Genomic DNA, 18,998 nt, shown 5'->3' with positions numbered 1-18,998 from the left:
GCAGTGTAAAAAGACGCGTTGCGCAAGTGCCATGGCTGCCACTCTGCTGTTCGTCGCAAGTTCTCTCGACAGCGCAGCTGCGCAGGAGACGTCGCAAGGCGCGGTATCCTTCCACGAGGCCCACGGAAGCTGGCAGCTTGCCTGCGCTGGACCCGAAAATAACGATGAGCCAGATAGAGCGTCTGGCGCGACGCAGGAAATCAAGCGGACATGCGCGATAGCTCAGGTCCAATTGGAGGAAAAGACCCGCAAACTCGCCGTTTCCGTGGAGTTCCGGCTCGCCGGTGAAAAAGCACCGGGGAAACTTGCGGGCACGATGGTTCTGCCCTTCGGTCTAGCCGTGACCAAGCTCTTTTCCGTCAAATCGGGAAATATGCGCTTGCAGGAGGTGCAGGTCAGCACTTGCTTACCGGTTGGCTGCGTTGTTTCCTTCTCGCCCTTTGTCGAGCTGGTCTCGGCGCTGAAGGCGGAACAGACACTGACGATAGAGGCACCCGATCTGCAGGGTCGCATTGTCTCGTTCCAGCTGCAGGGCAAAGGGTTTCCGGAGGCGTTGAAACGCCTTGAGGAAGTGCGTTAGGCCGCTACGGAATCCGGCTCAGGTTTCGCGCCCTGTTCCTGCTTTTGCGCATGGAGTTCGACATTTTTCTTGCGGGAAAATAGCCCTGACAGAAACCGGCCGAAGCGGTCCATTTCCACGAAGATGACAGGCGTGATGAACAATGTCAGCAATTGCGAGACGATGAGACCGCCGACCACCGCGATGCCGAGCGGTTGGCGCAGTTCTGAACTGGCGCCCGAGCCGAGCGCGATGGGAAGAGCGCCAAGCAATGCGCAGAATGTCGTCATCATGATCGGGCGGAACCGGCGCACGCAGGCTTCGTGAATGGCGGTTGTGGGTGGTTCCGCTTTTTCGCGCATCAGTTCCACCGCCACGTCGATCATCATGATCGCGTTTTTCTTGACGATGCCGATAAGCATCAATAGCCCGATCAGGGCGATGATGGAGAAATCCATGCCCATAACCTTCAGCGCCACAAGGGCGCCGAAGGCCGCTGCCGGCAGGCCGGAAAGAATGGTCAGCGGGTGGATGAAGCTCTCATAGAGAACGCCGAGAACGACATAGATGGTGAGCACCGCCGCCAGAATGAGGATTCCGGTGTTCCCCTGGCTCTGCTGGAAGATTGCCGCCGTGCCGCCATAGCTGGTGAAGACATCCTGCGGCAGGCCTATCGTGGTCTTGAGCTGGTCGATCCGACTTGTGGCGTCGGAGAGTGCCACACCATCCGGAAGGTTGAAGGAGATGGTGGTGGAGACGAGCTGGCCCGTCTGATTGATGGTAACAGGCGCTTGCGTCCGGGTGAGAGCAGCGAAGTTGGAAAGCGGCACCAGTACGCCCGTTTTGGCCGAAAGAATATTGATGTCGCTCAGGAAATCGTCATTCCACGGCTTCGAGCTGTCGAACTCGACAATGACATCGTAGCTGTCGCCGGTCGACTGGATCTGTGCGGCGGTGTAACCGCCGAAGGACATTTCCAGTGTCTTGCGCAGCTGATCATTGGTAATCCCGAAGGCAGCGGCTTTTTCCGAATCGACCGAAATCGTGGCGGCGATGGCGCCGTTTTGGGCATCCGAGGTGACTGACGTGAAGGTATGGTCGCGGCGCATCGCCTCCATCAGCTTGTTCGACCATTCATTGGTGATATCAGCGTTCAAGCCCTGCACCACGAGCTGATATTGGCTGGCGGAGCTGCGCCCGCCGAAACGCAGGCTCTGCTGCGGGTTGATATAGGTGCGGATGCCCGCGACTTTCGAGCTGGCCTGGCCCAGTTCCGTCAGAACCTGGCTCAGAGGTGCACGCTCCTCCTTGGGCTTGAGTTCGACAAACATCGAGCCGTTGTTCAGCGGATTGCGCGAATTGCCGCCAACGATGGATGTAACGTGTACCACGGCCGGATTCTTGCGGATCTGATCGGCAACCTGCGCCTGGAGATCGCGCATCGCCGTGTAGGAAATATCCTCTCGCGCCTGCGTGGAAACCGAAAGACGGCCGATGTCTTCCTGGGGGAAGAAGCTGGAGGGCAGCACTTCGAATAGATAAAGAGATGCCGCGACCGAGGCGAGAAATGACGCCAAAACAATCCGGCGATGGGAAAGGCACCAGCTCACGGCGTTTCCATAGGCGCGAAGCGTCCGCTCGAAGCCGGCATCGAACCAGCGGATGATCGCCGGTCGCCGGGAGGAGTGGCCGGAAAGGCGCGAGGCGAGCATTGGCGTGACCGTCAGCGATACCAGAGCCGAGGCCATGATGGCGAGCGTGACGACCATGCCGAATTCATTAAAGAGCCTGCCGATCACCCCGCCCATCAACAGAATGGGGATGAAGACGGCGACAAGCGAAATCGACATGGAGAGGATGGTGCTGCTGACTTCCGCTGCACCCTGCAGCGCGGCTTCCCGCATCGGCAGCCCCTCTTCGTGCAGGCGCAATATGTTTTCCAGCATGACGATGGCATCGTCCACCACAAGACCTACTGACAGGGTGAGCCCAAGCAGGGAGATATTGTCGATGCTGTAACCCAGCACATACATCGCGCCGAACGCCGTGATCAGCGACAACGGCACGGCAAGACCCGGAATGACGGTTGCCGTCAGATGCCCGGTGAAGAGGTAGATCACTGCCACCACCAGCCCGATGGTCAGGAACAGGGTAAACTGAACGTCGGAAATCGCGTCCTTGATCGCGGTCGAGGCGTCGTTCATCACGTTGATGTTGACGGAAGGCGGCAATTGCTGGTGAAGCGCCGGCAGCTTGGCTTTGATGGCGTCCACGACATCGACGGTGTTGGCATCCGGTTGCCGCTGAACGGCGAGAACGATGGCCTGTTCGCCGTCGAACCAGCTGCCCGCATTGGTGTTGTCAATGCTGTCGGTGACGTTGGCGATATCACCGAGGTGAATGGGTGCGCCGTTGTTCGTCGATACGACCAGCGAACGGAAGGCGGCTGCGTTCGTGCGCTGGGTATCGGCTTCGATCGTCAAGCGCTGATTATCGTTCTGCAGTGCGCCGACGGCAACCTGATTGTTCGCCTGGGCAATGGCGGTGGTGACCGTATCGACGCCGAGGCCTCTTGCCTGAAGCTGCGCCGGATCCAGCCCAATGCGCACGGCATAGGTCTGCGCACCGTAGATACTTACCTGCGCCACGCCGGAAATGGTGGAAAGGAGCGGGGAGATAATGTTCTCGGCGATTTCATCGACCTTACTGGTGGGCATTTCCTTGCTGTTGACCGCAAGCAAGAGTACAGGGGCGTCGGCCGGGTTCGTTTTGCGATAGCTGGGGGTCGTCGTCATATTGCTCGGCAACTGCCGTTGCGCGCGGGAAATTGCGGCCTGCACGTCGGCAGCGGCCGCGTCGATATCGCGGTTGAGATCGAACTGAAGCACGATCGAGCTGTTGCCAAGCGTATTGGTGGCGCTGATCTCGCTAACGCCGGGAATTGTCTCGAACTGCTTGACCAGTGGCGTGGTGACCGAGGTGGCCATGGTTTGCGGGGAGGCGCCGGAGAGTGATGACGACACGTTGATCGTCGGAAAATCCACCTTCGGCAAGGCCGCGACCGGGAGCAAACGGAAACCGGCAAGGCCTGCCAGAACGAGGCCGATGGCGAGAAGCGTGGTGGCGACGGGCCTGTTGATGCAAAAATTCGGGATCATTGGCGGTCAGCCTTTTCCTGCGGAATATTGGCGGCCAGATTGCCTGCCGCCCCGCCCTTGTCGGAAAATTGCTCGATCACGAGCTGGCCGTCGGCGAGTTCCGACTGGCCCTCGACGATGATATGCTCTCCGCCATTAAGGCCGCGCGCAATGGCGGTGAGGTCGCCGTTCGAACGCGCGACCTCAACTGGCGTCATATGAGCATGATGATCGCCGTCGACCGTGTAGACAAAATTGCCTCTCGGTCCGGGCCGCACAGCGACCGTCGGTACGACGACCATTTCGTCTTCGGAAACAAAATGCGCGGTGACGTTGACGGACTGACCGGGCCACAAAAGGCCGCGGTCGTTCTTGAACTCCGCCTTTGCCAGCACTGTGCCGGAGGTCTGGTCCACAGTGTTGTCGTAAAAACGCAGTACGCCGCGCATCGCCTCGCCGCCGGTCGCCGCAGGGTCGACATCAACTGCCGTGTCTTTCGCTACGCCTTCGCGCAATTGCGGCAGATAGCGTTGAGAGAGCCGAAAACTGACCGAGATGGGGTCGTATTTCGTGATCGTCACGATATTCACGCCGGCACTAAGGTAAGCCCCCGGGCTGACGCTGATATCACCCAGTCTCCCATCGAAGGGAGCACGGATTTCCATATGTTCCAACGCCACCTGATCGGACGCAAGCGTTGCGCGGTCGGCATCGATCTTGGCGCTGGCGCTGTCCCGCGCCGCTCTGGCCTGATCCAGCACCTGCTGTGACTCGGCGCTTTGCTTGACGAGGTTGGCGGCACGCTGAAAAGCGGCTTCAGTCTGTTCAAGTGTCGCCTGGTCGGCGGCGATATTCGCCTTGTCCTTGTCGACCGCCGCACGGGCGATTCGATCGTCCATCTTGAGGATCAGATCCCCCGCCTTGATGTGCTGGCCGTCCTTTGCCTCGATTTCGGTGACGAGGCCGGCCTGGAGCGGTGCGATATTGGTGATGTCGGCTGCTACCGCCCACCCTGTTGCCGCCGCGTCCATTGGCAGCGTCGCCTTACTGACCGAAATGGTGCTGACGGTCGGTGGTCCGCCATTGCGCCGCCCGCCCCCCTGCCGTTGCCCCTGTTGTGCGCCTGGCTGGCCATTGCGGGAGGATTGCGGTTTTGCACTTGCAGTCGTTTCTGCGGTTGCGGTCTCCGCCTGCGGTGGAGTGCTGGCAAATTGTTTCAGATAGGGAATTTGATCAAGCGGCAGGCGGTCCTTGAAATACCACGCGCCGGCGGCTGCGATGGCAAGAACGCTGAGGGCGGTCCAGAAACGTTTCATCTGACGGTTCCGCGTAATGAAGGCGATACATGTTTCCCGACATGTGCGGCAAGCCTTGGGAGCAGCTTTCCTCCACAAGACACCCAATACGCTGCGAAATCACCTTAAACTTTTGTAATGGCAGTAACCGTGTGCGAGGGCCGTTTGCCCTGCCGTACAGGGGCTGAAGCGGATCGCGCTCGCATGCAACCCCGCCATTGCGCGTGTTCTTCGCGCCGGTTTGCACAGGAAAAGGCCGCCTCGTTTCCGGGGCGGCCTTTTGCGCGATGCGATACGCCGGAGGTCAGAAAGCCCGGATGGCGTTGCGGGTCGCCAGCACATCTTCAGCAACATTGCCTGTGGTGGCGGGCACGGAGCCGACGAGATCCAGGAACTTGTAGAGTTCGGTAGCCTGCGAGTTCGTGACATAGATAATGTCGCGATCCTGCATCGGGAATTTCGTGCTGGCAAAGAAGGTCGAGGGATCGCGCAGATTGGCACGGAAAATGACCGGAACGTCCTGGCCAGCGAATTTCGACGTGTTGATGCCGAGCTTCACGAGGAGATCGCGCTTGACGATGCGGTAGACATAGACTTGGGCGGGATCTGCACGGGAGTCGAGCAATCCGCCCGCCTTGCCAAGGGCGTCCGAGAGCTTGAGATCGGCGTCCTCGAACTCGAAACGGCCGTTGAGGCCGGAAGCGCCGAAGGCTAGATAAGTACGGCGCTCCCGCTCCACCATGATGGTGTCGCCCGGCACCACATAGATGTTTTCCGAAGGCGTGCTGACAAGGTGATTATAGTTGACGCGGGCCGTCTTCCCGCGCCGAATGAGCGTGACATAGGACTCTATGTTGGGAGCACTCAGGCCTTTCGCGTAAGAGATGACGTCAAGAACGCGATCACCCGCTTCCGACAGCTGCACCTTTGTCGGCTCTTTGACGTCGCCCAGAACCGAGGCCTGTGCGGAGCGGCTGGAAATCTTGGTGATCAGAACCTGCGGCTCGATGGCGCGATTTGCCAGGCGCTCCTCGATTTCACTCTGCACATCCTCGACATTGCGGCCGGTTGCGCGGATCTTGCCTGCATAGGGAACGCTGATATTGCCTTCCCGGTCGACCGTCTGGTTGGGCAGGCTGATGAAGTTACCCGGGCGGCTGCCTGCATCGTTTGGAATGAACAGGCCGCCGGCCTGGCTTTCGAAAATGGCAACCTGGACTACGTCGCCGACACCCATCGGCAATGCCGGGACGCCGCCCTTGCCACCACCGAAGCTGCCGAGCAAGGTGGTCGTGGTGGTATCACCGACATAGTTAAGGACGGAGCTGTTGATGTCGATAAGCGCATAATCCACGCCTGCGGTTTTTTTCTTGTCCTTTGATCCGAATTTTACGGAGGCGTTGGATTCGATTGTGGCTGCGTCGGGGCCAGATGCCGCTGTGACAGTGCAGCCTGCCAGAGCCGCAGAGGCGAGCAGAATCGAAACATTCAATAAACGCATTTGGTCCTCAAAATGAATATCGTGCGAAAAGCATAAACGGACACGTATAGGTTTTTAAAAAATGATCACTTCGTAAATAACCCGGTAAAGAAAGTCTCAGCCGGTTTGCATTTGTTCAGAAAGGATAGGATTGAAAAACGTGTTGAACTGCGAAAGTAATATGCAATTTTGGAGCGTAATTCAATTTTATTAAGGTATCTCGGGCTAAATCTTGTGTATTGCTTATGTTATGCAAGACGCACTGTTTTATTTTCGCTGCAATTCAACATTCGTCCGCCCACTATCATCTCTGTGATTGCTGCATTGTGCTAGTGCAGTTTTGTCACGCTTATGCAGTTTTTTCCTTTGTCGACACCATGTAATCAGTTTTGATAGTCGAGTTTCACTTTGCAGGCGATCACGCCCGTTCAGCGAGCGCGAAATTGACGGTGTCGGCAAATTCCCTCAGGAAGCGTTCGCGGGAGAAACGGGCGGCATTGTCGATGCAGACGGTCTTGTCGAAGCGGTCGGAATTGTCGACGAACTCCTGCACCGCGCGGCAGATCGCTTCAGGCGTCTGTTCGCGGAAATAAAGGCCCGTGGGCTGGTTGGAGCCGCCGAGCGGTATGACGGTTTCCAGCACGCCGCCCTTGCCATAAGCGATCACTGGTGTGCCCAGAGCCTGGGATTCGACGGGCACGATGCCGAAGTCGTCTTCCGCCGCAAAGATGAATGCCTTGGCTTCCGCCATGTATCTGTGAAGCTCCTCATTGCCGACAAACCCCAGGATTTCGATATTGGGAGTCGCGATATCGCGAATGCGCTTCATGTCCGGGCCGTCTCCGATGACAACGAGGCGCCGGTCGGGCATTTTGGCGAAGGCTTCGACGATCAGATGCACTTTTTTGTAGGGCACCAGCCGTGATGCCGTGACGAAATAATCGCCCTTGCGATCAGAGGGAGAGAGGTGGGAGGTATCCACTGGGGGATAGATCACCGTGGAATCCCGCCCATAACACTTGCGCACCCGGTTGCGGATGAATTTGGAGTTGACGGTCATCAGGTCGACACCGTTGGCGGTGCGGATGTCCCACATGCGGATATAATGTAGGATGGCGCGGGCGATCCACGAGGCGAAGCCGTGCGTCAGCCGCGTTTCCTTGAGGTACTGATGCTGAAGATCCCACGCATAACGGATGGGGCTGTGGATATAGGAAACGTGAAACTGGCCCGGCCCGGTGATGACGCCTTTGGCTACTGCATAGCTTGAGGAAATGACGAGATCATAACCGCTCAGATCGAATTGCTCGATGGCGAGCGGCATCAACGGCAGGTAAGAGCGATATTTCTTCCGGGCGAAGGGCAGGTTCTGGATGAAGGAGGTATTGACCGGGCGGCCGCCGAGAAAGCCGCGATCACGCTCGCTCATGAAATCGACGAGGCAGAAAAGATCTGCCTGAGGATAGATTTCGAGAAGGTTGTGAAGGACCTTTTCAGCCCCACCCCTATCGGTGAGCCAGTCATGGACGATCGCCGTCTTCATAGTTTCCTCAATAATATCAACGTAATAAAAATTTGTAATCCGACCTGGAAATAAGCCGGCAGTATCGAATATCAATCTTGTCTTCACCCGCAAAAGCGCGGCTGCGAAGACGAAACAATGCGAAAATAATATGGACGCAGGGTTATGTCTGTCGGAATCCTGTCCTGCTCCGTCTCTTGAATAGCATCTTGTTCGCAGATGCGAAATATCCCGCTTCCAAATTTCCTGACATCTGCGCCGACCCGGCGTCTGGCTGTGGCTGCCGTAAGCGCGCCGGGCGGGCGGTGCGTACCAAAATGCTTCCCCGTCGGTCTGGTAATCATTCCTCCTCGCTTCAAGGTTATTGACAAGGCGTCGCAGCAAGATATTCTGTTATAAAGATGCATATAACATAATAATGGAACACAGAAGAGCTGGGAGCTTGACCATGAGACGTAAAATTGCATTTCTCGCCACCGCCGCGTTGTTGCTTGCACCGGGTGTGATGATGGCCCAGGAAAAGGGCGGCGTGATCAATGTCGCCACCATCGGCGAGCCGCCGACATTGGACCCCATGGCGTCTACCGCCGATCTCGTCGGCATCGTCACACAGCATATTTTCGAAACGCTCTATACTTTCGACAAGGGCTGGAAGGTGACGCCGCTGCTGGCGGAAAGCCTGCCCGAGATCAGCGCAGATGGCAAAACCTACACGATCAAGCTCAGGCAGGGCATCAAGTTCCACGACGGCAGCGACATGACGTCTGAAGATGTCGTCGCCTCGCTCGGACGCTGGATGAAGATCGCCTCGCGCGGCAAGCAGGCCGCCGGCTTTATCGAGAATATCTCCGCACCCGACGCCGGTACGGTGGCGATCACCCTCAAGCAGCCCTATGCCCCGCTCACCTCGCTGCTCGCGTTCAACAATTCCGCGGCGATCATCCTGCCGGCCGAAAAGCAGGCGGAGCCGATGGCCGAATTCATCGGCACCGGTCCCTATATGCTGAAGGAACGCAAGGCCGACCAGTATATCCAGCTCGTGCGCTTCGATGGCTACAAGTCCCGCGGCGGCGAAAGCGACGGTTACGGCGGTGCGCGCCATCAATATCTCGATGAAATCCGCTTCGTTCCGGTGCCTGATCCGAACACCCGCGTCGAAGCCGCCGTTTCGGGCCAATACGACTATGTCGATTCCATTCCTGTGGAATCCTTCGAGAAGGTGAAGTCGTCCTCCGCCTCGCAGCCGTTGATGCTGAAGCCCTTCGGCTATCCGGTCTTCGTCTTCAACACCAAGGAGGGACTGTCCTCAAAGCTTGAGGTTCGCAAGGCGGTGACGGAAGCGCTAAACATGGAAGACATGCTCGCGGCGGCTTTCGGCAGCACGGATTTCTACGCGCTCGACGGCGCTTATTATCCCGACAACTTCTCTTGGCATTCAGAAGTAGGTGTCGAGGGCAACTATAATGTCGGCAATCCGGAAGCCGCCGCCGAAAAGCTGAAGGCGGCCGGTTACAATGGTGAGCCGCTGCGCATCCTTACCAGCCGCCAGTATGAGTTCCATTACAAGATGGCGCAGGTTGCTGCAGAATATCTGAAACTGGCCGGTTTCAAGGTGGATATGCAGGTGGTGGACTGGGCGACGCTGACACAGCGCCGCGCTGACCCGAAGCTCTGGGATATTTATATCAGCCACAGCCCGTTCCTGCCGGAACCGGCGCTGATGGGCGCGCTTTCCACGAGCTCGCCGGGCTGGTGGGATACGCCGGCACGCAAGGCTGCAGTTGATGCCTTCACTGCCGAAGTCGATCCGGATAAACGCATCGCTCTCTGGGCCGATGTGCAGAAGACGATCTATGCCGAGCTGCCGCTTCTCAAGATCGGTGACTTCAATGCCGTGGCGGCGAAGTCCAACAAGCTGGAAGGCGTCGATCCCGCTCCGTGGCCGTATTTCTGGAATGCCTCGGTCACAAAATAAAGCCAGGACGGCAATCGGGTGCCGGCTGCCGGCACCCTTCAGCAGCTTCGCTTCAACTATCGCGCATAAGTGGTCCGCCACTTTTGCGATCGGGAGCCCTTATTCGTGATACGGTATATCTTCCAGAGACTTGCGGGAATGATCGTGGTGATGTTCCTCGTCGTTACCATCGTTTTCGTCATCCTGCGCGTCACGCCCGGAGACCCGGCCGCCGTGATGCTGGGGCCGGATGCCTCGGCACAGGACATTGCGGAACTGCGCACCCGCCTCGGCCTCGATCAGTCGCTTGGGGTGCAATATGTCTACTATATCGGCCAATTGCTGAAGGGCGATCTCGGCCAGTCGATCTTTCTCAATATGCCTGTCGGATCAGCCCTGCTGGATCGGGCCGAACCGACCTTTTTCCTGACAATCTTTTCACTGCTGATCGCCAGCGTCATCGCTCTCCCGATCGGCATCTATGCCGCTTACCGGCGCGGCTCGTTCGTGGACCAGGCCGCAACGACGGTCGCGATGCTGGCGGCGAGCATTCCGAGCTTCTGGCTCGGCCTCATCCTCATGCAGGTCTTCGCCGTCAGGCTCGATATGTTCCCGGTATCGGGTTATGGCGGGCCGGGGTCGAGTTTCGTCGAGCGCATGTATCATCTGACGTTGCCGGCTATCGCGCTTGGCCTCGTGTCCTCCGCCCTCATTCTGCGCTTCACCCGCGCCTCTATGCTGGATGTCCTCGGTGACGACTATGTCCGCACTGCACGCGCCAAGGGCGTCAAGGAGCGTCGGGTGGTGATGAAACATGCGCTGAAGAATGCGCTTATACCCATTCTCACCGTGCTTGGCCTCACCGCCGCCGTGCTGATTTCGGGTGCGGTGGTAACGGAGACCGTCTTTGGTTTGCCGGGGGTCGGAAATCTCGTCGTCTCGGCGGTGCTCCGGCGTGATTATCCGGTCATTCAGGGCGCGCTTCTCGTTATCGCCGGGCTCTACGTGCTCATCAATTTTGCAATCGACATGCTCTACCTGCTGGTCGATCCAAGGGTTCGCTACTGATGGCCGATATCGTTTCCACCGTTCCCCCGGCACGCAACCCGACCGTCCTGTTCATTCGGCGTCTCCTGAAGCGCAAGACAGTCGCCGCCGGCCTGCTCGTGCTCCTTGTCTTCGTGCTGCTTGCGGTTTTCGCGCCGATGATAGCGCCGTACTCGCCCTCAAAACTGTCGATCGTGAACCGCCTGAAGCCGCCGAGCGAACTCTATTGGTTCGGCACCGATGAGTTTGGTCGCGACGTCTTTTCCCGTACCATATACGCCGGAAGACTGTCGCTTCTGGTCGGGGCCGCCGTGGTGGCGCTTTCGGCGCTGATCGGCATCACGCTCGGCCTGCTTGCCGGTTTCTTCCAGAAACTGGATACGCCGATCGCGCGGCTGATCGATGCGATGATGGCGTTTCCTGATATTCTGCTGGCGATTGCGCTGGTGGCGGCTCTCGGCCCGTCGCTGACGACTGTCATCATCGCGCTCGCCGTCGTTTATTCGCCGCGCCTTGCCCGCATCGTGCGCGCCTCGACGCTGGTAATTCGTGAGTTGCCCTATGTGGAGGCGGCAAAGGCGCTCGGCATTTCCACTTTCCACATCATGACGCGGCATGTCCTGCGCAATCTGGTCTCGCCGATCCTCGTGCAATGCACCTTTCTTTTTGCCAGCGCCATGCTGGCGGAGGCCGGCCTGTCGTTTCTGGGACTTGGTGTCAGCCCCGAAATTCCAACGTGGGGGACCATGATTTCCGCCGGCCGCCAATATATCGGACAGGCCGACTGGATGACCTATTTTCCCGGCTTTGCCATCATTCTTTCCGTGCTGTCGCTGCAAATGGTTGGCGATGGACTGCGGGACATGCTCGACCCAAGACTGCGAAGGGATTTGTAATATGACATCAGGTGAACAGGCAAAAACGCCTCTTCAAGCTCCCATTCTTCTCACCAATGTCAAACCTGTCGGTTTCGGAAAAGGTGCGTCTGAGGCTTCAACCGATATTCTGATCGGCGGCGACGGCAAGATTGCCGCGGTAGGCTCTGCCCTGCAGGTGCCTGCGGATGCGCAGCGTATCGACGCCAAGGGTGCCTTCATTTCGCCCGGCTGGGTCGATCTGCACGTGCATATCTGGCACGGCGGCACCGACATCTCCATCCGCCCCTCCGAATGCGGGGCCGAGCGCGGCGTAACCACACTGGTGGATGCCGGTTCGGCGGGCGAGGCGAATTTCCACGGTTTCAGGGAATATATCATCGAACCCTCAAGGGAGCGCATCAAGGCCTTCCTCAACCTCGGCTCCATCGGCCTCGTTGCCTGCAACCGGGTGCCTGAACTGCGCGACATCAAGGATATCGATCTCGACCGTATCCTCGAATGTTACGCGGAAAACAGCGAGCATATAGTCGGCCTGAAGGTGCGGGCGAGCCATGTCATCACCGGCTCCTGGGGTGTGACGCCGGTCAAGCTCGGCAAGAAGATCGCCAAGATCCTGAAAGTGCCGATGATGGTGCATGTGGGCGAACCGCCCGCACTTTATGACGAGGTGCTGGAAATTCTTGGCCCCGGCGATGTCGTGACCCATTGCTTCAACGGCAAGTCGGGCTCCAGCATCATGGAAGACGAGGACCTGTTCAACCTTGCCGAACGCTGCGCCGGTGAAGGCATCCGACTGGATATCGGCCATGGCGGCGCATCCTTTTCCTTCAAGGTTGCGGAAGCCGCGATTGAACGCGGGTTGCTTCCGTTCTCCATCTCTACGGATTTGCATGGCCATTCGATGAATTTCCCGGTCTGGGATCTGGCAACCACCATGTCGAAGCTGCTCTCCGTCAACATGCCCTTCGAAAACGTGGTTGAAGCCGTGACCCGTAACCCCGCCTCCATCATCCGCCTCGATATGGAAAACCGTCTCGAGGTCGGTCAGCGCGCAGATTTCACTGTTTTTGATCTTGTCGATGCCGATCTGGAAGCGACCGATTCCAACGGCGACGTGTCGCGCCTGAAGCGCCTGTTCGAGCCGCGTTACGCGGTTATCGGCGCGGAAGCCATCGCGGCCAGCCGTTACATTCCAAGGGCGCGCAAGCTGGTGCGCCACAGCCATGGTTATTCCTGGCGCTGACCCCGACTGATAGGGCGGAGGTCCTTCCTCCGCCGTTCGCAGCCATTACGGGAAACCGCTCCCGGCATTATGAGGAATTCGCGTGAAACAGTCTTCGCTCGACGCAGAAGGGCACGTCTCGCCCTATGACCGGCTCGCCGCGCTCGGCATCTCCCTGCCGCCGCCGCCGCCGCCGATTGCCAATTTCGTCACGCATGTGGTGGAAGGCAACATGCTTTATCTTTCGGGCCAGGGGCCGCGGGAAGAAAATGGCCACCTCTATGCCGGCAAGGTGGGCGCGGAAATCGGGCTGGAAGAGGCCTATAACCATGCGCGTCTCACCGGCATCAACCTGCTTGCCGTCATGCACGAGGCGCTGGGCGACCTGTCGCGGGTGAAGAAGGTGGTGAAGCTGCTGGGCATGGTCAATGCCGTCAGCGATTTCCGCGATCACCCGAGCGTCATCAACGGCTGTTCCGATCTCTTCATCGATGTGTTCGGCGATGCGGGACAACATGCCCGCTCCGCCGTGGGCTTCGGCTCACTGCCGGGCAATATAACCGTCGAAATCGAAGCCATCGTCGCGCTCAAGGGGTGAGGCCGTTCAATGGTTGCGCCAGCCCATCAGCTTTTCGATCCGTTCCGCCGAGACCCTGACCTGCTCGGTGTAGTGGTTCTCGTCCGCCAGCACCTTCTGCTCGGGCAGCACGATGGAAATCGTCGCAACGCATTCGCCCCTGTTGTCGCAAATCGGCGAAGCGATGCATGCCACGGCGTAATCGGACTCGGCGACCTGGATAGACAGCCTGTCACGGAACGCCGCCGCCGCAGACTGGGACAGCGTTTCCGGGTTGATTTCGGCGCGTCCGGTCGGCGAGGAACGGGCGCAGCGACGGAAAAGTTCGAGACGTTCGGCTTCCGGCAGATGCCCGACGAGCAGACGTCCGGACGCCGTCCAGTTCAAGGGAACGCGGGTGCCGACACGGGACGCGACCTGAAAATGGCTCGGTCCGTCCGCCATGGCCAATACCAACATATGGTCGCCATCGCGGCCGCAAAGCTGCACCGTCTCGCCCGCATGGCGGCAGAGATCGTGCATTTCGTGGGTGGCGACACCCATGAAATCGAGCGAGCGGGCATAGGCAAGACCGTAGTGGTAAAGCCGCGCGCCGAGCCAGATGTTGCCGTCGGCATTGCGCGCCAGCATGTTCTTTTCGATGAGATCGTCGATGATCACATAGACGGTGGACAGCGGGGCCTTGATCGCCTTGGCAATGGCGTAAGCGCCGGCGGGGGATCCGGTTTCGTAGAGGTAATCAATAACCTGAAGGGCGCGGTCGATGCCGCTGACGCGAGAGCGCTTGGCCGCCTTCGCGTCCGGGTTTTCCGCCGTATCGGGAAGGGCGGATAAAGGCGTTTCGTCCAGCTTATGGGCGTCCAATTTTGGCTCCTCATCGATTTTGAGAAGCTATTACATTATTATGGCATATATGTCGATGCCCATCGCATCGCAAAGACAGGAGAAAGACATGACCGAGGATATTAGAAGCAGGATCGGCCTTCGCCCGGTCATCAACGTCTCGGGCACCATGACCTCGCTCGGCGCTTCCATCGTCGTTCCGGAAGCGGTTGAAGCTATGGCGGCCATCCTGCCGCAATTTGTCGAGATCAACGATCTGCAGCGCAAGGCAAGCGCGATCATTGCAAGGCTGACGGGCGGCGAGGCCGGTTTCGTGACGGCGTCCTGCTCCTCCGGCATCAGCCTTGCGGTGGCGGGCGCCATTACCGGCAATAATCTGCTGGCCATCGAAAAGCTGCCCGATGTTGCGCCTCAGAAGAACGAAGTGCTGGTGCAGATGGGGCATGTGGTGAGTTATGGCGCGCCGGTGGATCAGGCCATCCGGCTCGGCGGCGGCAAGGTGGTGCTGATCGGGCAGGCAACATCGACCCACCGTTTCCATATGGAAAACGCCATCACCGAAAAGACGGCTGCCGCTGTCTATGTCGTCTCGCATCATGTGGTGGATTACGGTCTGCTGCGTCTTTCCGAATTCGTCGAGATCGCCCACGCCAAGGGTGTCCCTGTCATTGTCGATGCCGCTTCCGAATACGACCTGAAGCTGTTTTTGGCCACGGGTGCGGATGTCGTGCTCTATTCCGGCCACAAGTTCCTCGGCGGACCCACCTCGGGCATCGTCGCGGGTAAGAAGGAACTGGTGCGTCATGCTTTCCTTCAGAATATGGGCATCGGCCGCGGCATGAAAGTCGGCAAGGAAAGTATCTATGGTGTCATGGCGGCGCTTGAGGCCTGGGAAAAGCGCGACCATGCCGGCATCCGCGAACGGGAAACCGGTTATCTCAACCTGTGGAAAAGGACGCTGGATGGACGGCCGGGCGTGACGGCGTTGATCGAGCCCGACCCGACCAACAACCCGCTCGACCGGCTGCGCGTTATCATCAATGCCGAAGATGCGCATATCACGGCATGGGACCTGACGACGGCGCTGGCCAAGGGTAACCCGCCGATCATCACCCGCGATCACGAGGTGGAACATCGCTATTTCTATCTCGACCCTTGCAATCTGCATCCCGGCCAGGAGACTATCGTTGCGTCCCGTCTGGCGGAGGAACTGGACAAGGCACGCGCCTCCAACGAGGTAATTGCGACACCGTTCGAAGACCGCAGCCGCCACCGTTTCGACGGCATGCTGCACTGGCCGGACTAATAACGACTGCATATCGAACGAGCGGGTGCCGCGAGTTTCTTCTCCCCGCCGGGGAGAAGGTCGCGGCAGCGGGATGAGGGGCAGGGGTGCGATCTATCGTGAACGTCGCCCCCTCATCCGACCCTTCGGGCCACCTTCTCTCCGACGGGGAGAAGAAACAGGCCGTGACGCCGTGCCTGAATTCAAACGAGAAGAAAAGAAGGGAACGATCATGACCATGCCGCAGGCAGTACCGCTTGGTGCAAAAGATGCCGTGCTTTCCGTCCGCAACCTCACCACGTCCTTTCACGTGGATGGCGGTTGGAAACCGGTGGTGCGTGATATTTCCTTTGATGTCGGGCCAGGCGAGACGGTGGCGATCGTCGGTGAAAGCGGTTCGGGCAAAAGCGTGACATCGCTCTCCATCATGCGGCTCCTGGATCGGGAAAGCAGCAGGGTCGAGGGCAAAATTCTGCTCGGCGGTCGCAACCTACTGTCACTTTCCGAAGACGCCATGCGGCAGGTCCGGGGCAATGAAGTCGCCATGATATTTCAGGAGCCGATGACCAGTCTCAATCCGCTCTTCACCATCGGCGACCAGATTTCAGAAGCACTGTTGTGTCATCAGCCCATGTCGAAAGCGGAAGCGCGGGCGGAGACGATCCGCCTGCTCGAAAAAGTCCGCATACCCTCCGCCGCCTCGCGTTTCGATGAATATCCACATCGGTTTTCCGGCGGCATGCGCCAGCGCGTGATGATCGCGATGGCGCTTGCCTCCAAACCGAAGCTGCTGATCGCGGATGAGCCGACGACGGCGCTTGACGTCACCATTCAGGGCCAGATTCTCGATCTCATCAAGACACTTCAGGAAGAGGAAGGTACCTCCGTCCTGTTCATCACCCATGACATGGGCGTGGTGGCTGAGATCGCCGATCGCACGGTCGTCATGTATCGCGGCGAGCAGGTGGAAGTCGGCGCGACCGCGGATATTTTCCATCGCGGTAAACATCCCTACACGCGTGCACTGTTGTCCGCGGTTCCGGTTCTCGGTTCCATGACGGGCGAGGAAAGGCCGCTGCGGTTTCCCATTGTCAACACCACCACGGGAGAAACGCAGGAACCGGCGCGTCCGGCCGATACCGTCAATGCCGCAGCCCAGCCGGTGCTCAAAGTTGAGGGGCTGACCAAGCGCTTCGATATCCACTCCGGTCTCTTGGGACGGCTCAGCGGCCGCGTGCATGCGGTGGAAAACGTGTCCTTCGATCTGAGGGCCGGGGAGACGTTGTCACTGGTGGGCGAAAGCGGCTGCGGCAAGTCGACCACCGGTCGCGCCATCATGCGGCTCATTGAGCCGGATGCAGGCTCCGTGGTGGTGAACGGCGAGGATATTCTCGCCCTCGACAAGTCAGGCATGCGAGAGATGCGCAAGACGGTGCAGATGATCTTTCAGGATCCCTTTGCCTCACTCAATCCGCGCATGACGGTGGGCGCGGCGATCGCCGAACCTTTTCTGGAACACCGTATGGGCAGCGCCCGCGAGGCGAAGGATGTGGTGGCCGACATGCTGGAAAAGGTCGGGCTCTCGCCCGATATGGCAGCGCGTTACCCGCACGAGTTTTCCGGCGGTCAGCGACAGCGCATCTGCATCGCCCGCGCGCTGGCACTCCAGCCCAAGGTGATCGTCGCTGATGAGAGCGTTTCGGCGCTGGATGTCTCGATCAAGGCACAGGTCATCAACCTGATGCTGGACTTGCAGCAGAGCCTCGATCTCGCCTTTCTTTTCATCAGCCATGACATGGCGGTGGTGGAGCGCGTCAGCCACCGGGTGGCGGTGATGTATCTCGGCGAGATCGTCGAAATCGGCCCGCGTGCGGCTGTCTTCGACAATCCGCAACATGACTATACCCGCAAGCTGATGGCGGCCGTGCCGGTGCCGGACCCGGACCGCAGAAACACGCGTCGCGGTGCCGCCAATGACGAGTTGAAAAGTCCGATCCGCTCAGTCGATTATTCCGTGAAGCCGCGGGAATATCGCGAAGTCTCACCCGGCCATCTTGTCGCCAGCTAAGCGATCAAAGCCCCGGAACGTCAGATGTCACAAACGGCACGCGATAACCGCGCTGGAAGGTTTCGCGCTGTCCAAGCTGGCGATACCAGCGGTTTACTGCGGGAAAGTCAGCGAGATCGATTTTATGACGGGCGAAACGCGAAACCCATGGCCAGATGGCGATATCGGCTATTGAAAAATCGCCGGCGACGAACCCGCGCTCTGCCAAGCGGTCATTCAGCGTCCGGTAGAGGCGTTCGGTATCCGAGGCGAAACGTGTCTCGGCGAAGGGTGCCTTTCCTGTATTGTACGTCAGGAAATAATGGGCGTAACCGAGTGTCGGGCCGAAGTTGGCGGCCTGCCACATCAGCCACTCGGTGACTGTCAGCCGTGCCGCGGCAGAGACGGGCATGAGCCGTCCGGCTTTCTCCGCGAGATAGATCAGGATTGCGTTGGACTCTGTTAAAACGGTGCCATTGTCTTGATCGACGATTGCAGGGATTTTGGAGCCAGGGTTGATGCGAATGTACTCGGCCGAGAACTGTTCGCCTTTTTCGATATCTATGGCATGGCTGACATAGGGCAGGCCAAGTTCTTCCAGCGCAATCGAGATTTTGAGGCCGTTCGGCGTGATCCAGGTGTAAAGGTCGATCATGTTAGTCGAACATTGCCTCATCCAGCGGCAAAGCGCGCCTGCCTTTCTTGCCGGTCACATCGGAAAGATCAGCATAGAGGCCGCGTAATGTCAGAACCAACTGGACAATACGCGGATCGGTAACACGATAGATCACCGCCTTGCCCTCCCGCGTGCCTTCGATGACCCCCGCATCGCGCAGTTCGGCCAGCTGCTGTGAAAGCGTCGGCTGCTGGATGCCGAGTTCATATTCAAGCGCGGAAACGGAGGCTTCCGTTTCCATGAGGTAACAGACGATGGCCAGACGGTTGGCATTGGCCACAAGCTTCAGGAGCTCGCTTGCTTCAACCACGCTGCGGCAGATGAGATTGGAAACCGGTTTGGTCACGACTGAAGAGGCCCATTTTTCAAACTATAAAAAAGTAAATTGTGCGGCGATAAATTTCAATGGTTTGATAAGCCTCATCCAAGATCAATCAGGCATTTTTTAAAATCTACAGGATTAGTAGATTTCTCTT

Annotated in this window: 15 protein-coding genes; 8 read left to right on the top strand and 7 right to left on the bottom strand. The window is 58.7% G+C overall.

What is annotated here, in order from left to right:
- The first annotated feature begins 31 nt into the window (after positions 1-31).
- Positions 32-580, top strand: coding sequence for an invasion associated locus B family protein (locus tag BLU28_RS12430; protein WP_006698536.1), 549 nt, complete (start codon positions 32-34; stop codon positions 578-580).
- On the opposite strand, the gene BLU28_RS12425 is transcribed toward BLU28_RS12430, so the two are convergent.
- From BLU28_RS12425 to BLU28_RS12410, 4 genes are all read right to left on the bottom strand, one after another.
- Positions 577-3,717, bottom strand: a complete 3,141-nt coding sequence (locus BLU28_RS12425; RefSeq protein WP_077986401.1) for an efflux RND transporter permease subunit — start codon at positions 3,715-3,717, stop codon at positions 577-579. The two genes, BLU28_RS12430 and BLU28_RS12425, sit on opposite strands and share 4 nt — an antisense overlap.
- Complete coding sequence (locus tag BLU28_RS12420) at positions 3,714-5,012, bottom strand: efflux RND transporter periplasmic adaptor subunit (protein ID WP_077986400.1); 1,299 nt, start codon at positions 5,010-5,012, stop codon at positions 3,714-3,716. The genes BLU28_RS12425 and BLU28_RS12420 overlap by 4 nt, the downstream gene beginning before the upstream one ends.
- Before the next feature lie 283 nt (positions 5,013-5,295).
- On the bottom strand, positions 5,296-6,492 hold the full coding sequence (locus tag BLU28_RS12415; protein ID WP_006698533.1) for a polysaccharide biosynthesis/export family protein: 1,197 nt from the start codon (positions 6,490-6,492) through the stop codon (positions 5,296-5,298).
- 397 nt (positions 6,493-6,889) lie between these two features.
- On the bottom strand, positions 6,890-8,014 hold the full coding sequence (locus BLU28_RS12410) for a glycosyltransferase family 4 protein (RefSeq protein ID WP_022563687.1): 1,125 nt from the start codon (positions 8,012-8,014) through the stop codon (positions 6,890-6,892).
- A gap of 427 nt (positions 8,015-8,441) precedes the next feature.
- Between BLU28_RS12410 and BLU28_RS12405 the strand changes: the two genes are divergently transcribed.
- The 5 genes from BLU28_RS12405 (at position 8,442) to BLU28_RS12385 (ending at position 13,692) form a co-directional block, all read left to right on the top strand.
- Entirely contained in the window at positions 8,442-9,968 is a 1,527-nt protein-coding gene (locus BLU28_RS12405) for an ABC transporter substrate-binding protein (protein WP_022563688.1), read from the top strand.
- Positions 9,969-10,073: 105 nt separating this feature from the next.
- A complete protein-coding gene (locus BLU28_RS12400) occupies positions 10,074-11,015 on the top strand; it encodes an ABC transporter permease (protein ID WP_006698531.1) in 942 nt (313 codons plus the stop codon).
- Entirely contained in the window at positions 11,015-11,890 is an 876-nt protein-coding gene (locus BLU28_RS12395; protein WP_004438752.1) for an ABC transporter permease, read from the top strand. The genes BLU28_RS12400 and BLU28_RS12395 overlap by 1 nt, the downstream gene beginning before the upstream one ends.
- A gap of 1 nt (position 11,891) precedes the next feature.
- Positions 11,892-13,115 carry an amidohydrolase/deacetylase family metallohydrolase gene (locus BLU28_RS12390; protein WP_004438755.1) on the top strand — a complete coding sequence of 408 codons (1,224 nt, stop codon included), beginning with the start codon at positions 11,892-11,894 and terminating at the stop codon, positions 13,113-13,115.
- Positions 13,116-13,197: 82 nt separating this feature from the next.
- Entirely contained in the window at positions 13,198-13,692 is a 495-nt protein-coding gene (locus BLU28_RS12385; RefSeq protein WP_004438756.1) for a RidA family protein, read from the top strand.
- Positions 13,693-13,698: 6 nt separating this feature from the next.
- On the opposite strand, the gene BLU28_RS12380 is transcribed toward BLU28_RS12385, so the two are convergent.
- Positions 13,699-14,535: an IclR family transcriptional regulator gene (locus BLU28_RS12380; RefSeq protein ID WP_004438758.1), complete on the bottom strand. Its 837-nt coding sequence runs from the start codon at positions 14,533-14,535 to the stop codon at positions 13,699-13,701.
- Between the two features lie 88 nt (positions 14,536-14,623).
- Here BLU28_RS12380 and BLU28_RS12375 point away from each other — a divergent pair, with 88 nt between their 5' ends.
- Both BLU28_RS12375 and BLU28_RS12370 read left to right on the top strand, forming a co-directional pair.
- Positions 14,624-15,820, top strand: a complete 1,197-nt coding sequence (locus BLU28_RS12375) for an aminotransferase class V-fold PLP-dependent enzyme (protein ID WP_022563691.1) — start codon at positions 14,624-14,626, stop codon at positions 15,818-15,820.
- Positions 15,821-16,031: 211 nt separating this feature from the next.
- A complete protein-coding gene (locus tag BLU28_RS12370; protein ID WP_077986479.1) occupies positions 16,032-17,867 on the top strand; it encodes an ABC transporter ATP-binding protein in 1,836 nt (611 codons plus the stop codon).
- A 4-nt stretch (positions 17,868-17,871) separates the two neighbouring features.
- Here BLU28_RS12370 and BLU28_RS12365 read toward each other — a convergent pair whose 3' ends face one another.
- A complete protein-coding gene (locus BLU28_RS12365; RefSeq protein ID WP_077986398.1) occupies positions 17,872-18,501 on the bottom strand; it encodes a glutathione S-transferase family protein in 630 nt (209 codons plus the stop codon).
- 1 nt (position 18,502) lies between these two features.
- Positions 18,503-18,868, bottom strand: a complete 366-nt coding sequence (locus tag BLU28_RS12360; RefSeq protein WP_004438767.1) for an ArsR/SmtB family transcription factor — start codon at positions 18,866-18,868, stop codon at positions 18,503-18,505.
- Positions 18,869-18,998 lie beyond the last annotated feature (130 nt).

The sequence above is a fragment of the Agrobacterium pusense genome, from assembly GCF_900102105.1.
Lineage (GTDB): Bacteria > Pseudomonadota > Alphaproteobacteria > Rhizobiales > Rhizobiaceae > Agrobacterium > Agrobacterium pusense.
This window is presented reverse-complemented; position numbering and strand designations above follow the sequence as displayed.

Excerpts from the sequence above, each read along its gene's own strand:
- BLU28_RS12430 (WP_006698536.1), top strand. The coding sequence starts at position 32 with ATGGCTGCCACTCTGCTGTTCGTCGCAAGTTCTCTCGACAGCGCAGCT.
- BLU28_RS12425 (WP_077986401.1), bottom strand. The coding sequence starts at position 3,717 with ATGATCCCGAATTTTTGCATCAACAGGCCCGTCGCCACCACGCTTCTC.
- BLU28_RS12420 (WP_077986400.1), bottom strand. The coding sequence starts at position 5,012 with ATGAAACGTTTCTGGACCGCCCTCAGCGTTCTTGCCATCGCAGCCGCC.
- BLU28_RS12415 (WP_006698533.1), bottom strand. The coding sequence starts at position 6,492 with ATGCGTTTATTGAATGTTTCGATTCTGCTCGCCTCTGCGGCTCTGGCA.
- BLU28_RS12410 (WP_022563687.1), bottom strand. The coding sequence starts at position 8,014 with ATGAAGACGGCGATCGTCCATGACTGGCTCACCGATAGGGGTGGGGCT.
- BLU28_RS12405 (WP_022563688.1), top strand. The coding sequence starts at position 8,442 with ATGAGACGTAAAATTGCATTTCTCGCCACCGCCGCGTTGTTGCTTGCA.
- BLU28_RS12395 (WP_004438752.1), top strand. The coding sequence starts at position 11,015 with ATGGCCGATATCGTTTCCACCGTTCCCCCGGCACGCAACCCGACCGTC.
- BLU28_RS12390 (WP_004438755.1), top strand. The coding sequence starts at position 11,892 with ATGACATCAGGTGAACAGGCAAAAACGCCTCTTCAAGCTCCCATTCTT.
- BLU28_RS12375 (WP_022563691.1), top strand. The coding sequence starts at position 14,624 with ATGACCGAGGATATTAGAAGCAGGATCGGCCTTCGCCCGGTCATCAAC.
- BLU28_RS12370 (WP_077986479.1), top strand. The coding sequence starts at position 16,032 with ATGACCATGCCGCAGGCAGTACCGCTTGGTGCAAAAGATGCCGTGCTT.
- BLU28_RS12365 (WP_077986398.1), bottom strand. The coding sequence starts at position 18,501 with ATGATCGACCTTTACACCTGGATCACGCCGAACGGCCTCAAAATCTCG.